Here is a 15843-nt window from a genome sequence, read left to right on the forward strand (position 1 = left end):
AACTGACCTAATCAGTCAATTCTTGATACAAATTGCGATATTTAGTGGCGGAATTTTCCCAGCCAAAGTCTTGTTCCATCCCTTGTTTTCTGAGTTCTTGCCAAGTTTTGGGAGCTTTACTATACAAATCAAAGGCAGAATCTAGCATTTTGCCCAAGACTTCAGAACGATAATCGTCAAATCCGAAACCAGTTCCTTTTTTGGTGAACTTATTGAACGGAACAACTGTATCACGTAATCCACCAACGGAATGGACGATTGGTACGCTACCATAGCGCATTGCCATCATTTGTGATAAGCCACAGGGCTCAAACGCTGATGGCATAACGAAAGCATCGCTTCCGGCATAGATTAACTGTGCCAATTTCACGTCAAACTCAATTTTGGCAGCAAGCTTGTCAGGATAGGCTTCTTGGTACCCTTTGAAACCTTTTTCCAAATCAGGGTCGCCAGTTCCTAGAATGACAACTTGTACATCATGATTTTGTAAAAATTCATTTAAAGCATCTAACAACAGATCCATACCCTTTTGACGTGTTAAACGTGATACGACCGCAAAGATAGGCACATCTTTTTGAGGTAGACCAACAGTTTTTTGTAAGGCTTTCTTGTCGAGTACCTTGCCTTTCATATCCTTAACACTGAAGTGTTCTGGAATATTAGTATCAGTTGCTGGATCATAGATTTTCATATCGATACCGTTGACAATTCCATGCAATTTATAAGAATTATCACGTAATATACCGTCTAAATGTTCGCCAAAATTAGGGGTCTGAATTTCTTTCGCATAGCTTGGAGAAACCGTGGTGACAGCGTCTGCAAACGTGATTCCGCCCTTCATAAAGTTCACATTTCCATAGTATTCGACACTGCCTTCATTGAAAGTCCGACGGCCAATGCCAAATAAACTGCCCAAAATAATTGGATCATAGATTCCTTGGAATTGAATATTGTGAATCGTCAAAACTGTCTTAATATGGCGATAGGCATCAATCCAATTGTATTTATCCTTCAACAACACGGGAATAAAGGCGGTGTGCCAGTCATTCAAGTGCAATACATCAGGAATATAGTTGACCTTTTCCAACATCTCACAGATAGCTAATTGGAAAAAGGCAAAACGTTCGCCGTCATCCCAATAGCCGTACAAACCATCGCGACCAAAGTATTCTTCATTGTCGATCAGATAGTATTGGATCCCGTTGAGTTCAAGCGTTTTGATACCACAATACTTCGTTTTTTCGCCGACACGAACGGTAAAGTGCATCAAATCTTTAACTAAATTACGATATTTTTCAGGAAAAAGCTTTCCATAGTATGGAATAACTATTTTTACTTCATTATCTTGCTGCAGAGCTTGTGGCAAAGCGTAAATAACATCCCCCAAACCACCAGTCTTATAAAAAGGTGCTGCTTCTGCTGCCGCAAATAAAACCTTATTCATTAGATACCTCCGTTTGCCGAAATATTCGTTCGCCTTTACCAATTACAAGAGGATTTTCAGGTGTTCCTTTCAATTGCATGTTGGGACCAATGACAACGTTCTTGTCGATAATAGCATTTTCAACTGTTGTCCCAGCGCCAATTCTGGTCCCTTGCATAATGACGGAATCCTTAATTTGTGATTTGCGATTAATGAACACATTTCGGAAGATAACTGAATGATCAATTTTTCCTTCAATGTAGCCACCAGTACCACAGAGACTGCCTTTGACATGCGAACTCTTAGCAAAGAACGTTGGAATTTCATTCTTAACCTTCGTGTAAATTCTACGCTGAGTATAGAAGAGTGATCTGAAATTATCTTCTGCCAAAATCGACATGCTGGCATTATAGTAGCTTTCAATATCATGGATATTAGCGTAGTAACCAGTATATTCAAAGGCGTTGGCACTGTGTTGCATAACCGCTTGGAGCATCAAATCCTCTAAACTGATTAAGTCTCCACGTTCATTAGCTTCCTTCAAAATGTCGATTAAATCAACCGTACTCATCATATAAATGTTCAAACTCTTGGCAAATTTACCATTATCATTTGGAACAACATTCTTGCTTGCTGCTGGTAAAATTGCTGTGGCCATGCCATTATCAGTCAGTTGTAAAACAGATGTATTAGGATCGGCTTCTTTGGCATCAATACTCTTGTAGACAGTTGTGACCGGATTGTCGCGTTCTTGGTGATAACGTAACAACGCACGAAGGTCAATATTACAAATATTTCTTGTTCCCATAATTACGGAGTATTCACTATTGCTGCGTTTCAAAAATAGAATCGTATTGTCGTAATAGTGATGAACCAATGTCTCTTTCTTTTGTGGAGCAATTAATGACAAATCATTGTATGGAAAGTTGAATAGTCCACCGCGAATAGTATCCAAATTCCAATCATTACCACTACGCAAATGGTCCGCAACTGAACGGCCTGAACGTGGCGAAATAATCATGGCGTTTTGAATTCCGGCGTTAGTAATGCTTGAAAGTGGAAAATCAATCAAACGATAGCGACCGCCAAAAGGCAGCGTTCCCACTGGACGGTTCGTTGTTAATGGCTCGAGTTGTTCCCATGGTTCAACTAAATTTATGATGGCACTCACACTATTATGTTTCATGATTTTTTAACCCCCAACACTTCGCCGTAACCTACAACGGCAATATCATCTTCAGTTCCTTTAACAACAGCATCGTCGCCAATAACTGCTTCTTCACCAACTAATGCATGGTCGACCACAGCGTTCTTGCCAATCGTCGCTCCAGGCATAATCATACTGTCCACGACTTTACTACCGGCACCGACTGAAACACGTTGCGACAAAATCGAATGGTCAACTTCCCCGGCAACGTAACAACTGTCAACAATCATCGAATTATTGATATTGCTTGTCGCTGTCAAATACATTGGTGGCAAAACTTGGGCTTTGGAATTAATCCGCCAATTGTGGTCACCAATATTCAAGCTGTTATATGGAGAAAGGAATTCCATATTGGCTTGCCAGAGACTTTGGATAGTACCGACATCACGCCAGTAGCCATCAAATGAATATGCATAGGCGGATTCATTATTTGCTAAATACATTGGGATAACATTTTTACCGAAGTCTTCTAATTCTTTGTTAGTGCTGAAACTAGTTGTTAGATAATTTCTCAAAGTTGCCCAGTTGAAAATATAAATACCCATTGAAGCCTTGTTGCTCTTGGGATGTTCTGGTTTCTCTTCAAATTCGATAATGCGGTCAGTTTCATCCGTATTCATCATTCCGAAACGTTTGGCTTCTTCAGGAGTTACGGGAATGACCCCAACTGTTAATGAGGCTTTCTTAGCTTTGTGATAGGCCAACATTGCTTCATAGTCCATCTTATAAATGTGGTCACCAGAAAGAACTAGCAAATATTTTGGATTCTGTTGGTCAATATATTCAATATTTTGATAGATTGCATGGGCTGTTCCTTCGAAGAACTTTTCCCCTTCTGTCGATGAGAATGGTTGTAAAACAGTAACACCACCCATTTGATCATCCAGACCCCAACTGGAACCATTTCCGATATGAGCGTTTAGTTCCAAAGGTTGATATTGGGTGATAACCCCGACAGTATTGATACCTGAATTGGCGCAATTGCTTAGTGTAAAATCAATGATACGATAGCGTCCTCCAAAAGGAATCGCTGGTTTTGCTGTGGATTTGGTCAATTTTCCTAACCGACTGCCTTGTCCGCCGGCAAGAATGATTGCTAACATTTCATTATTTTCGTTCATCTGACTCACCCTCTATTAAGTTTGGTTGGTCGAATCAATAGCGCTCCCATAGCTGGAAGTGTCACCGTAAAACTAGCAGGTTGCCCGTTAAAAGGCGTTTTATCTGCTGTGAATTGCGTTTCCAGTTTGGTCCAAGTACCGCCAAAGCGCTCATCTTCCGTGTTAATAAGTAATTCATAATCACCTGAATATGGAACTCCGATACGATAATCCTGTCTCTCGACTGGTACAAAGTTGAAAGCTGCCACAACGAATTGACGTTTCTTCTTGCCTTGCCGAATGAAGCCCATCGTCGAACTTTCGTTGTCATCCGTGTTGGAATATATCATTCCTTCAGGCTCATGGTCTTGCTCCCAAAGTGGCCGTTCATCGTGATAAACATCATTGATAGCTTTCGTAAATGCCTGCATCTTCTGATTCAAAGGATCCTTTAAATCGACCCACTCGAGCTGACTCCAATCACGCCATTCCAAGAATTGACCCCATTCTGAGCCCATGAAAGTTAATTTTTTACCCGGAAAGGCTAATAAATACGTAATCATCGTCCGCAAATTAGCGAATTGGTTGTAGCGGTCCCCCGGCATCTTGTGCATCAACGACTTCTTGCCGTGAACAACTTCATCGTGAGAAAATGGCAAAATAAATTTTTCATTGTACATGTAAACAAAAGCAAATGTTAATAGGTTGTAGTGATCGTGACGATAGAGCGGATCCATTTCGAAGAATTTCAACGTATCGTGCATCCAACCGAGATTCCACTTGTAGTCAAATCCTAAGCCACCATTGGCAACCGTGTCCGTCACACCTTTATATGCAGAAGATTCTTCCGCAATCATCAATGCGTCGGGATGTTCTTGATGGACGACTTGATTCAGTTTTTGCAAAAATTCGATACCTTCTAAATTACGATTATCGCCATACTTATTGACCAAATTTTCTTTGCCAACGTCATAATCCAAATACAGCATGTTCGAAACCGCATCAACTCGCAGACCGTCCAAGTGGCATTCATCAATCCAATACATAGCACTCGAAATCAAGAAACTCTGCACTTGAGCTTTGCCCAAATCAAAATTCCAAGCACCCCAGCCTTTGTTATCAGCTCGATTTTCATCCTGATATTCAAACGTTGGTGTCCCGTCATATTGATAAAGTGCATCGTAATTTCTAATAAAGTGTCCCGGAACCCAGTCAACGATGACTCCGATATTTGCCAAGTGACATTTATCAATGAAGTTTAAGAAGTCTTCTCGACCGCCAAAGCGACTTGTAGTAGCGAAATATCCTAATTGCTGATAACCCCAAGAAGCATCCAAAGGGTGCTCCATGACAGGCATCAACTCAATATGCGTGTAGCCGAGATTTTTCACATAAGGAATCAATTCATCAGCAAACTCAGAATATGTATAATAACTGTCATCATCGTGTCGTTTCCAAGAACCAAGATGAACTTCATAAATATTCATTGGTCGTTGTGCTGGTTTACTCCGCTTTCTTCGTCCGAGCCACAAACCATCGTGCCATTTGTGACCAATTGGCGGTGTAATAACTGCTGCGTCCCCAGGTTTTTTTTCAAACTGAGTCGCATACGGATCAATTTTCAAATTACGTTCACCATCAGGTCCAACAATCGCAAATTTGTACAAGTTACCCAACTTGGCATTATTAATTTCAATATGCCAGATACCAGTATTTTCAATCTGTTTCATCGAACTATCTTGCCAATCGTTAAAGTCACCAACGACTGCGACGGATTTAGCATTTGGAGCCCAAACATTGAATTCTGCTCGACCTTCTTCGTGCATGTGACATCCTAAGAAACCGTAACTTTTAAAAGACCTCCCCGTGTTAAACAAGTAACTTTTATCAGCTAATGTGTCTTGCAATACCAACCCAATCACTTCCCTTCAAAGAAACGTGAAAATTGTAACTATATTTATTTAAACACCTTTGTTATAACCTCATTATAAGTTAGTTTTTGACAATTGTATTCATTTTTTGATGAAATTATATCGAATAAATTCTAGGTACTTATACGTTGGTATATTAGTAAGTAATCGTTTTCATATTTTAGAGTAGACAAGATGTCATTTGGTAATAGTTTGTTTTATGAGTTTTATGAGTTTTTTGACAATTTAGCAGTTCAAAGTGTTCATTTATTCACAATAGACATTAATTATTGGTTCTTTTTGATATATACCAGTTTGCTTATTATATAAAAATAGCCTGTGTTGAATTATGAAGATATTGTTGGACAATCCGCCAAGTTTTTGGAACGAAATTGGGTGATACACTTAATCTATATATTTTTAGAAAGGTGAATTGATATGGCTGAAAAAGATGACCAACTTATCAAAGCTAAAACTTTGATCAAGCAACTCTATAACTCAACTGACGATGAACGTTTGCAAGCTCCCCTAATGAAAGCTTACAAACGACTTGAAGAAGGAACTGATGTGAGCGATTTGACTGCACATGCGGCCAGCGCTGTGAACTATATTCGTTTGACTGAAAAAATCACTTTGACCGACGAACAAGAAAATTGGTGGCGTGAACTTCGTGACCTTGGTTCAGCTGCTGTTTTGTATCATGATCCTAAGAACAATTTATTGGACTTGAGCGAGAAATAAAATTTATGACAATAAAATAAGCTCGACAGCACTTGATTAGAAAGTGTTGTCGAGCTTATTTCGATACAAAAATTCATTTTATACTCATAAAGAATAATACATAAAATGGGACTACTTGATTTTATTTTTCTTCAGCAATAACGCTTTAACTCCGGAAATTATGAACAATGGCACCGCTGGTAAAAATATTACTGCCAAGTATAATTTACCGTTCAGTCTGGCCGTTCCCATTACTTCATTAAAAAATGGCGCTACAGTTACCAAAATTGAACTTAATGCCGAGAAAGTTACTGCCATAATCAGCTTCAGATTACTGAAGGGATTGCGGTGGAACAGCATTCTGGAACTTCTAGCAGCCAAGATAAAGGCTACGAAACTACCGCACCCATCGTAATTTCACGGACAATTATTCTTCTTAACACCATATTTTATGGCAAAAGATGGCAAGGCATCACTGATCATGTTCACCCACAAGACCATCAACACTGTTACAAACGACTTAGAACCTATAAATATATTGTTATCGTTATAAATAGTAGTCGCTACATATAACTGTTAAACTGAATATCATATATACAAGTAACTTAAATTCGAATGTGGAGAAAAATTATGACTAATTTAATCGCCAGTGGATTTCTGTTTGTCGGTGGAGCAATCATCATGAATGTGTCGCAATTCGGCAAAACTGTACCTATTATGGCGGTGTTTGTGCATTGCTCGGGGTGGGACTTTTGTTGTATCACTTGTTTGCTGAAAAATCTTGGGAGAAATAATGATTTTAAGTACTTCATTTTCACGAAAAAAATCCGTCTCATACTCACTAATGTAATAGTGAGTATGAGACGGATTTTTTGATTTCTTATGTTAGAAAAGTAATGAATATATTTAATTATTTATGCAAACTAATATGATATCTCTTTCGTTGATAACTAAATCCTTCACCGATTACTTCATGAGCATCGAGCACGGTAACAAAAGCTTTGGAATCAACGGATTTTATTAGTTGTTTTAATTGTGGCACTTCACGCGGTTGAATCATCAGATAAATAACTTTCTTCTCATCATTTTGATAACCACCTTCGGCGTTCAAATATGTCCAGCCACGCTCAAGCGTGATATCAATTAACTGCGTGATCTCTTCATATTTGTCAGAAATAATGAACAAGGCTTTGGCACGATTGGGACCTTCTTGCACGAAATCAATCATTCTTGCCAAAATGAAACTAACAATTAACGAATACATAATGTGATAAAAATCCAAATATGATAACGATAAAAATAATACGATATAATCCATAATTAAAATACCTTTACCAGACGAAATACCATATTTTTTCTGACTGACACGGGCGATGATATCACTACCACCCGTTGTTCCGTTATAACGAAAAACTAGTCCAATGCCGAGTCCAGATAATACACCTGCAGCAAGGGATGATAACAATAAATCATGTTTTAATGGTAACGGTTTAATTATAGATTGATGCGACCATAGTATTAAGAATAATGACAAACAAAGCGTGCCATAAAGCGTATAGAACATAACACGCTTGCCCAGAAATCGAAATCCAATTAATATCAGTGGAATATTTAGCACTAACGTACTCACACCAAGATTAATATGAAGAAAATATCGAATGATCAATGTGATACCACTTAATCCCCCGTCAGCTAAACCATTGGGAATGGAAATCATATCCAAACTAAAGGCATAGATGGCACATCCTAGGGTAATCATTAATAGTTCCAAACTATTATATTTGGTCCACCACTTAAAATTCATATTTTTCCCTCCAATATAATAATTTTTTTGCTATTAATATTAGTGTACTCTTCATTGTTTTTAATTATAGTGTAGGGTCAATAGTTTAATGCCAATTAAACAAAAATGCCAAAATTTATAAGAATAAAGATTTAGCATTTTTTAATTTGGTAAATTGAATTTTAATTCATTCATATAGGATAAATGTATTAACTCAAGATAAAGTATTGATTAAAGATATTAATGTAATATCATACTAATTGGATATGTGGCTTTACAAATATAGAGGAAGAATTTAAGGAGATTATTTATGAAATCATTATTTTTGAAATCATTAACTGTTTCAGGGCTTGCGCTAGCAGCCTTTGCTACTAGTTCTATTTTAAGTGATGATGCCGATGCCGCAATGGTTGCTACCACAAAAAATGTAACCATTACACGTCTATACACGCAAGATGGTAATTTGGTGCAAGATAGAGGTCTTGCAGCTAATACACCTTGGAGAGTTGGTAAAATCATTCAATTAAATGGTCTTGACTACTACCAAGTTGCAACAAACGAATATTTAAAATCAACTGATTCTTCCAGCTTGACTGGTAGCAACGATAGTCAAAATACTCATAACAACAGTAAGGTAGATATCTTAGTTGAACAACCTTCAGCAGATACATATGATGATCGTGACGGATCAGTTAATGGTCAAGTTGGTCATTTTTCAGATTGGGTAGTTTCAAAAGTTGTTTTTGAATCATACACAGGGAAAACATATTACCAAATTTCGCCTCACCAATTTATTACTTTGTATAATTACCAAGTTCATGGTGATGAAGGTACTCTTCCTAAAGTAGAAGTAACTCATCTTACTGATCTGAATAAAAATATCGACCCTGATACTGGTCAAGAGTTTAATACATACAAGCCAAACCTTACTAATATCAATAATTACTTTGAAAAATATCTAAATGCACTACATAAAGCAAACGGCACAGCACCTGTTCATTTAACAACAGATATGATGAACTACGCTCAACAACGTGCTGAACAACAAGTTGGCAATAATCTAGACCATACAACTGCTACTAGATCAACTTCTGAAAATTTATCCGGTTCTGGGTTTGACTTCATGCTAAAATGGGCTGGTGTTAAGTCTGATAAAGATGCCGCTTACTACTTACTATCAAGATGGTATGATGAAGGTGGAAATCTCACTGGCAGTGGACAAGCTGGTCATTATGGTCATCGTGCCGCTTTAATTTATTCTGGCCCTAGCGTTGGTTTAGGTATCAGTGGTAATGCTGCATCCTTTGATGCTGATTGGAGTTATGATACATACAATCAATTTGAAGATTTATATAATTACACTGGTTCAAATCCTAATACTAAATTTATTTCTAAAGATTCAATTTAATATAAATTATTTAAAGGTTGAAAGTTAATTGAACCAAAAAAACTCTGACATCTAACCGTCAGAGTTTTTTTATAACAATTTTGGCTGAGTTTTGGCTGGAAAACATGTTATTTTACAAGGAAACTTTCCTCAAAATTAGTGCAAAATAAAAAGGCAACCTAATAAAGGATGTCTTTCTAAGTATTCACGATATTATACGATGCGTGTTTAGAATTAGCTATTTTTCTCAATATTTCAGTAGAAAAGGTAGACTAAACGTAGACGATCATATTATTCTAAATCATTTTTACTTACGCTTCATTCCACTAAATGCTGTTATATCAGCATTTCCGTTTCATGTTTTACTTAATCTTTATTCCCATTCAAGCGCTAGCACTCACGTGAGAATACCTACATATCAACGTTTTAAGCACCTTTACACTGTTCCGGTGGTGTGCTTGGTGGGGCACCAATTTCACTCAATTTCTTGATTGATTGATTGCCGTTAAACTTGACCGAACTTACTGCCGCAGTCTCCACTTTGATATTGCCTTCCATCTGCTCAACAATAGCAGTATCGGCGCCGACCCACATATGTGAGTAGTTTCTCAAAGTTATGTCCGGACTGCTATGCCCGAGCCGTTTCGACAGTACCAGAACCGACACATTGAACTCATTAATCAAGTACGATGCATGGCTATGACGCAATCCTTTACCTTGGATAGGCTTCACACCAGCGGCATTAGCATAACGCTGAATAACTCGTCCCAGAGTTGACTTAATCATTGGCAAGCCATCATAGGTAAATACAAAGTCATCGTCTTTGCCTAGCCCTACCGTTTTTTGCCGTTGCCGCCACTTGCGGAGTATATCCACCGTGGTATCGTCCAAAGCGATTGTCCGTTTGCCGTCCGCAGTCTTAGTGTAGTCGTTACGTGTCCAATCCGTCCGTGACTTCAGATACAGCATGTGGTGCACCCGCATACGTTTCTCGTCCAAGTCAATATCGCTCCACCATAAGGCCATGCCCTCATTAACTCGAACACCAGTCATGAAGTAGACCCACAGCATTACGAAATACAGATGTTCCAGAAAGTCGCCAATGTAAATCTGCTTAATGACCTTCTTGAACTCGGTAGCCGTCCAGTATGGCACAATGGCCTTACTCTTCGGAATCGCCTTAATCCGCTTTGACACATTGAACTCTAGATACTGCAGCGTAACCGCCCTGTCCAAGGTCTTACGAAACATACCAAACACCAAACTCGCGTATGACTGTGAGAATCCAGCACCACCTTCATCTGCATCAGTCAGTAAGTATGTTCGGTAATTCTGAACATCCTCGATATTGATATCCCGCAACTTCTTAGACCCGAAACGAGCGCAAAACTGATTGAAAGCGCCTTTACGAACAGAAAACGTACTTTCTTCGACTTCCGTTTTGTACGCAGGAATATAGATGTTCTGCATAAACTCACGATACGTCATTTGATAGTTGGCGTAACTGTTAGCTTGGTAATACTCTCGCTTAACTCGTGTCAATTCTTTATTTGCCGCTGTCGCTGTCTTAAACGGGCGGCCGGTCAAGTCTTTACGCGCCTTCTTTCTAACACGCCGACCGGTAATCCGGTCAATTCCAAGTTCTGTCTGATAGAAGTACATACCGCTCTTCAAGTCCTTGAAAACGCCGGTGTACTTCGTTGTTTGTTGCATTTTATTTGTCATCATCAATCACTCTGCTTTCAATTGAAGCTTCGTGCCAATGATTGACTCAACAACTTCTGTTGGGACACGTCCCAAACGCCGGTTGTTATAAAACGGATACCCATTTTGTACCATAATGGCCTTGGCTTGGCAAATCAAACTTCGCGCGGTGTGCTCTTTGTAGCCAATCGCCATCAAGTCTTGCTTACAAATTGTGGAGGTCACAATTACCATCTCATTTCTTTCAATCGTACAAGAAGCATGAGATACTATGCGGGTAGACTAATTATCTACACAGGAGCGGGACTGTCACCATTTGCTGTCGGAGGCGTGGTGATGGTCTCTTTTTTCATAGCTTCTTGGTTTGCATCAATTTCATCAAATAATTCTGCCAGCGTGCGTTTTTCCATCTCTTTACGGTGAATGGCCACCCACCTAATTGCATCATCAGGCGGATGACGTCCACGCAGGTACACAGCCGCCATTCTTAACAGCAGCTCAATGCCAGAATTGTGTCCCCACAAGGCATCGCATTTGTACATGGCGGTAAACAAGCCAGAATTGAACATCAAATATTGGATTGATTGAATCAACTCGCTGTCTCGTGGGCTTTCTAAGCGTAACCGGCTAAATTCATTATCTTCAACAACACGTATAAGCATTTTCGTTAAATCGGCGTATTCTTCCGTCTCTGCATCAACAAACCGATATTTCTCAAGTAGCTTGCTAGCAATAAATGCCTTCAATGACGGCTCATCATCGTCCAGTTCATTACGGAGGCTATCAGTAATTTGGTGGGCATATATACCTTTGAACACTGCTTCTAACCGTACCCAACTTTCGACCGACAACGCCTCTTCGTAACGAAAGCTAGGTTGCTCTATCTGTTCACGTCGCTTGTCATAGACTCGCAAGAACAGCCGTGTATTGCCCTTTTTAGAACCAACATAGAAAGTTTCGACAATCTTGTTGACCTCATGCGCAGACAAGCCAGAAGGGTTCTTTTTGCCATCAGCGTTTTGAACAATCCATGTACCATCAGTCAGGTGACGGTACAGGTCATCAACTGTAAAATCTACGTTCTGAAAGTCAGCGGTAAAGTCAATTCGACTAAGCCGAGAATGAAATTCATCAGATACAGTCAGTGAAGCGAACTGTTTGATGTTCATCGGTGAATGATGTACCAGCGTCCATTCATGACAGTAGTACGACCATGAATAGGCCGAAAACTTAATCACAATCCCCATCTGAACATTGTCGGGGTGGTACGCAATGGCAAAGTAAAACGGATTGTCGCCAAACTGGTAACCTATCGTGTAACCTTGCGGAACTTTGCCAATCAATTGAGCTTGTTTGCCGAATATCACTTTAATGTCGGTCATCTCAACAAACTTCTTGATGGTGTCCAAGGCAATTAGCGGCCAACTGCCAATATCATCAATCTTTGACTTTTCAACAGTTAGCACCATCGTGAACTCATCAATTCCGAGTAAAAGTGTAGGCTCCATTTTTAGGCTCCTTTACTGGAGCGGGGGTTATTACATAACCCCCGCTTGGCACGAAAAGCGGCGTTAATGTCAAAATTCAGGTAACTAAACGCACACAACTTAGGCGTGTTGGCAATTCCAGGGAATGTGTACACACCTTCACCCTTGCGAAAGTCACGGCTAGGAATTTCTACGCCCGTGCCAAACGCAGTGACGTAGGTTTGCTGTTCAGCATTACCCAAAACAATCTTCAGTGGCAAGTTATCGCGAATCATCGTTGGTAATGACGTACTATCACTCTTCTGCATGACAATAAACAGGAAGAAGCCCAACTGGCGCCCTTGAAGCACAATTTGCGAAATCAGCTTATTGACCTCATCGCGGTGCTTCTTATCCATAGCCTGCACAACACTTTGGAATGACGCGTATTCATCAAAGATAAAAACATACGGGTTAAATCCAAAGTCCGAATATGACGCCTCAAGCTTAGTGGCCAGCTTAGCCTTCAAATCAGCCTTGCGCTTGTCCATCACATCATTGAACTCACGCAGGAGGGCTACAATATCATCAACATCTTCAGCGGTACAGTCAGGCGCAATCATGTCGCCGAGAATCGAAAGGCTGGAGCCTTTCGGATCGGCTAGATATAGTTGATATTGCACCGGCTTGATAAGCATCTGCAACAGGAAAGAATACACACCGTATGTCTTACCAGAACCCGTCTGCCCAACAATTAGCGTGTGGTGTAACGGAATCACAGTGAACTTATCAATGAACAACTCCAAATCACCAACTTGTGCATTGTAACTTAGCAATTCATCAAGAGAACGGAACTCTAATCGTCGTTCAAGACGACTATCAAACAATTCAAAACAGTAGTAATTCTCATCATCACTAAGATACGAGCGTTCAACCACATATCGCCTTAATGCACTGGATAACTGGGCAGTGTCCAAACGTTGGGCATACTTCACACGATTCTCGACCAACAGCATTCCACGCTGATAATTATCTGTGAAAGTGAGCTTAATTTTAGGCAACTGGGCCACGGCAGTTCCGAAGAACTGCCGCGGTACATAATAAGCGGCATCAAGCAAAGCACGGCGAACCGACAAACACAACTTGTAATGGCGTAGTGCAAATCTCCAACCTTTACTAATATGGTTACGCATCGACCAAAATGTGACCGAGCACGTACCAACAACTGTAATCGCGAAGATACATACAATTAGAATTACATCAGGAATCATCATTTGAAGGTACCGCGTGGTAAGGAAAATCCCTACTACCAGTAACAGTAATAGGGATTCAATGACAACCAAGGCCTGTCCACGAAGGTACCGTGAAGTTTTAACCTTACTTGTCACGCTTAATCACCTGCACATCCTTATAACGGAGAATCAGGTTGAACCCAATGATGAAAGTCTTTTCAACAATCATGTCACCGAGCCGAATGACATCGCCCTTTTGAGCATCTAAACGCTGTACTCCGTTCAAGATTGTCACATCAAAGGTATTCAGAACGTTGTTATCCCGCTTCATGCCAGTCTTTTTGTCAACACCATAATCGGCGGTATCTTTGACCACTTGAAGCGTTAATGCTACACCGATATCTTGAGGATTCTTCTTGCTAGCATATGGGTGCTGAGAGACCAAGCGGAACTGGTTGTTAGTTACCGACTTGAATTTCGCATCGTTGAAACTGGTCTGCGAAAAGAACCAGGAATTTTGTAGAGCCATGATAGTTACCTCCGCTGCGATACGCAGCCGTCTTTATTTTTGTACCCAGAGTTTATTGACATCGTGGCCTTGGTCAAGACGTATTAGTTACGGTCAACAGCCATAACCATACTTTCGATTCCAATTACGGCGAGCAAGTACTGCCATTAGGTCACGCATACATGCCTGACAATCCTTAGTAGCCTTCACCTCGAGGCTTATATCACCTAATTTCAGAAATATGGTTGGTTCATTGCCAAAAGGGTCAAAGTGATTTGCTAATATAAGGCCATTCAATTCGTCCATTGCTTCTTCAATTTCTGAGTCATTTACATGGTGCTCGTCTAGCAGGGAACCTGATACTAGTGAATGACTGTAGCTAACGTTCATGCGCTCATGATTCGTCATGTTGTCACCTCCTTGCGCTTTCGATATTTTAAGTATATACTTGCAACGTGGGATTGAAATATGACCTTTTTTCGTTAATATAACAATTTTGTCCCACGCTTTAAGGGAGAGGAGTCCTCATAATGTTTGAAACGGCGTTTAAAAAAACCACAAAATATGTGTTTACCACAATTAGTTCAACTATTAAGCAACGAAAGGAAGAACTTAACCTAAATCGTTCGGACATTCTATCCGACGAATCGTTAGTCAGTAATATCATCAACAATAAACGGACTACTAAATATCCGAACTTGATGAGTGACTTCAATGCGCAAGATATCCGAGAGAACCTGAAATTCAACAATCTTGATGAAATGCTTTGGGGACAAATCAAGTGGAATGTGCTACTGAAAAAAGCAATTAATGAGATTTATTCATACAAAGGTACCGACTTAACTATGATTAATCTACACGAACTACTTTTTCAGGTCCTAACTGCAAATGTTCACTTTGCTCAAATGCGTGCAGGACTTAGTTATGACATCTATCCAGTTAAGGTTGAACGTAAAAAATCGAGAACAATTAATACTGTTAAAATTGAAGCACTTGACGAACTTTCTCAGCGCATACAGTTTTTAAATGCTGAATCTTTTCAAGAAATTTTAGTTCGTCGATTTGAGGAGGAGTTTTTCGGAAAGGAATTCCGAAAGTTTTACGTCAGGTTTCCTAAGCTCATGCAAACAATCTTCACGGACATTCTTACGCCGCTCAAACCTACCCCAACTGATACTGGTATGCTAGCCTATTACTTGACTATAAATGCCTATGAAGCATTCGAAGCAGAAAGTCGTGCTTGGTATCAAGATGATAACCGGATGCGTAACGAATACGCTAGAGTTTCCACCGAGCTTGATACGGCAATCGGAGCCATGCAAAAAGTACACAGATATGAAATGTCATTATTCCCTCAAAAAAACGGCTAATGTATATATTAAAAGCGACTGCCCGATGGACAG

General features: G+C 39.8%; 15 protein-coding genes. 3 read left to right on the plus strand and 12 right to left on the minus strand.

The window, feature by feature from the left end; all coding sequences use genetic code 11:
• Positions 1-7 precede the first annotated feature (7 nt).
• The 4 genes from glgA to glgB are packed head-to-tail and all read right to left on the minus strand — an operon-like array spanning position 8 to position 5637.
• On the minus strand, positions 8-1444 hold the full coding sequence (glgA, locus tag AAA923_RS07030) for a glycogen synthase GlgA (protein ID WP_338215827.1): 1437 nt from the start codon (positions 1442-1444) through the stop codon (positions 8-10).
• Positions 1437-2609 carry a glucose-1-phosphate adenylyltransferase subunit GlgD gene (gene glgD, locus AAA923_RS07035; RefSeq protein ID WP_338215829.1) on the minus strand — a complete coding sequence of 391 codons (1173 nt, stop codon included), beginning with the start codon at positions 2607-2609 and terminating at the stop codon, positions 1437-1439. Before glgD ends, glgA begins: the two co-directional genes overlap by 8 nt.
• The gene (locus AAA923_RS07040) at positions 2606-3751 is read right to left on the minus strand and encodes a glucose-1-phosphate adenylyltransferase (RefSeq protein WP_494515736.1); all 1146 of its coding nucleotides are present in this window, start codon (positions 3749-3751) and stop codon (positions 2606-2608) included. The genes glgD and AAA923_RS07040 overlap by 4 nt, the downstream gene beginning before the upstream one ends.
• A gap of 5 nt (positions 3752-3756) precedes the next feature.
• On the minus strand, positions 3757-5637 hold the full coding sequence (gene glgB / locus AAA923_RS07045; RefSeq protein WP_435890169.1) for a 1,4-alpha-glucan branching protein GlgB: 1881 nt from the start codon (positions 5635-5637) through the stop codon (positions 3757-3759).
• A 441-nt stretch (positions 5638-6078) separates the two neighbouring features.
• On the opposite strand from glgB, the gene AAA923_RS07050 reads away from it, so the two are divergent.
• Positions 6079-6381 (plus strand): bacteriocin immunity protein, encoded by a 303-nt coding sequence (locus tag AAA923_RS07050; RefSeq protein ID WP_338215833.1) that lies wholly within the window; start codon positions 6079-6081, stop codon positions 6379-6381.
• A gap of 111 nt (positions 6382-6492) precedes the next feature.
• On the opposite strand, the gene AAA923_RS07055 is transcribed toward AAA923_RS07050, so the two are convergent.
• Positions 6493-6720 carry a cation transporting ATPase C-terminal domain-containing protein gene (locus AAA923_RS07055; RefSeq protein WP_338216037.1) on the minus strand — a complete coding sequence of 76 codons (228 nt, stop codon included), beginning with the start codon at positions 6718-6720 and terminating at the stop codon, positions 6493-6495.
• Between the two features lie 550 nt (positions 6721-7270).
• Entirely contained in the window at positions 7271-8164 is an 894-nt protein-coding gene (locus AAA923_RS07060) for a YitT family protein (RefSeq protein ID WP_041500151.1), read from the minus strand.
• 289 nt (positions 8165-8453) lie between these two features.
• On the opposite strand from AAA923_RS07060, the gene AAA923_RS07065 reads away from it, so the two are divergent.
• The gene (locus AAA923_RS07065; protein WP_338215836.1) at positions 8454-9551 is read left to right on the plus strand and encodes an SLAP domain-containing protein; all 1098 of its coding nucleotides are present in this window, start codon (positions 8454-8456) and stop codon (positions 9549-9551) included.
• A 405-nt stretch (positions 9552-9956) separates the two neighbouring features.
• Here AAA923_RS07065 and AAA923_RS07070 read toward each other — a convergent pair whose 3' ends face one another.
• The 6 genes from AAA923_RS07070 to AAA923_RS07095 form a co-directional block, all read right to left on the minus strand.
• Positions 9957-11255, minus strand: a complete 1299-nt coding sequence (locus AAA923_RS07070; protein WP_056945779.1) for a tyrosine-type recombinase/integrase — start codon at positions 11253-11255, stop codon at positions 9957-9959.
• 6 nt (positions 11256-11261) lie between these two features.
• Positions 11262-11468: a DUF3173 domain-containing protein gene (locus AAA923_RS07075; RefSeq protein ID WP_201779031.1), complete on the minus strand. Its 207-nt coding sequence runs from the start codon at positions 11466-11468 to the stop codon at positions 11262-11264.
• 56 nt (positions 11469-11524) lie between these two features.
• Complete coding sequence (locus AAA923_RS07080; protein WP_056945773.1) at positions 11525-12742, minus strand: replication initiation factor domain-containing protein; 1218 nt, start codon at positions 12740-12742, stop codon at positions 11525-11527.
• A 2-nt stretch (positions 12743-12744) separates the two neighbouring features.
• Positions 12745-13974: an FtsK/SpoIIIE domain-containing protein gene (locus AAA923_RS07085; protein WP_082611528.1), complete on the minus strand. Its 1230-nt coding sequence runs from the start codon at positions 13972-13974 to the stop codon at positions 12745-12747.
• 103 nt (positions 13975-14077) lie between these two features.
• On the minus strand, positions 14078-14461 hold the full coding sequence (locus AAA923_RS07090) for a hypothetical protein (protein WP_056945774.1): 384 nt from the start codon (positions 14459-14461) through the stop codon (positions 14078-14080).
• A 93-nt stretch (positions 14462-14554) separates the two neighbouring features.
• Positions 14555-14848 carry a hypothetical protein gene (locus AAA923_RS07095; RefSeq protein WP_056945775.1) on the minus strand — a complete coding sequence of 98 codons (294 nt, stop codon included), beginning with the start codon at positions 14846-14848 and terminating at the stop codon, positions 14555-14557.
• 122 nt (positions 14849-14970) lie between these two features.
• Here AAA923_RS07095 and AAA923_RS07100 point away from each other — a divergent pair, with 122 nt between their 5' ends.
• On the plus strand, positions 14971-15810 hold the full coding sequence (locus AAA923_RS07100; RefSeq protein ID WP_338215846.1) for a hypothetical protein: 840 nt from the start codon (positions 14971-14973) through the stop codon (positions 15808-15810).
• The last annotated feature ends 33 nt before the right edge of the window (positions 15811-15843 follow it).

This window comes from Companilactobacillus muriivasis (assembly GCF_036246245.1).
GTDB lineage: Bacteria > Bacillota > Bacilli > Lactobacillales > Lactobacillaceae > Companilactobacillus > Companilactobacillus muriivasis.

Excerpts from the sequence above, each read along its gene's own strand:
- glgA (WP_338215827.1), bottom strand. The coding sequence starts at position 1,444 with ATGAATAAGGTTTTATTTGCGGCAGCAGAAGCAGCACCTTTTTATAAG.
- glgD (WP_338215829.1), bottom strand. The coding sequence starts at position 2,609 with ATGAAACATAATAGTGTGAGTGCCATCATAAATTTAGTTGAACCATGG.
- AAA923_RS07040 (WP_494515736.1), bottom strand. The coding sequence starts at position 3,751 with ATGAACGAAAATAATGAAATGTTAGCAATCATTCTTGCCGGCGGACAA.
- AAA923_RS07050 (WP_338215833.1), top strand. The coding sequence starts at position 6,079 with ATGGCTGAAAAAGATGACCAACTTATCAAAGCTAAAACTTTGATCAAG.
- AAA923_RS07055 (WP_338216037.1), bottom strand. The coding sequence starts at position 6,720 with ATGCTGTTCCACCGCAATCCCTTCAGTAATCTGAAGCTGATTATGGCA.
- AAA923_RS07060 (WP_041500151.1), bottom strand. The coding sequence starts at position 8,164 with ATGAATTTTAAGTGGTGGACCAAATATAATAGTTTGGAACTATTAATG.
- AAA923_RS07065 (WP_338215836.1), top strand. The coding sequence starts at position 8,454 with ATGAAATCATTATTTTTGAAATCATTAACTGTTTCAGGGCTTGCGCTA.
- AAA923_RS07070 (WP_056945779.1), bottom strand. The coding sequence starts at position 11,255 with ATGACAAATAAAATGCAACAAACAACGAAGTACACCGGCGTTTTCAAG.
- AAA923_RS07075 (WP_201779031.1), bottom strand. The coding sequence starts at position 11,468 with ATGGTAATTGTGACCTCCACAATTTGTAAGCAAGACTTGATGGCGATT.
- AAA923_RS07080 (WP_056945773.1), bottom strand. The coding sequence starts at position 12,742 with ATGGAGCCTACACTTTTACTCGGAATTGATGAGTTCACGATGGTGCTA.
- AAA923_RS07085 (WP_082611528.1), bottom strand. The coding sequence starts at position 13,974 with ATGATGATTCCTGATGTAATTCTAATTGTATGTATCTTCGCGATTACA.
- AAA923_RS07090 (WP_056945774.1), bottom strand. The coding sequence starts at position 14,461 with ATGGCTCTACAAAATTCCTGGTTCTTTTCGCAGACCAGTTTCAACGAT.
- AAA923_RS07095 (WP_056945775.1), bottom strand. The coding sequence starts at position 14,848 with ATGACGAATCATGAGCGCATGAACGTTAGCTACAGTCATTCACTAGTA.
- AAA923_RS07100 (WP_338215846.1), top strand. The coding sequence starts at position 14,971 with ATGTTTGAAACGGCGTTTAAAAAAACCACAAAATATGTGTTTACCACA.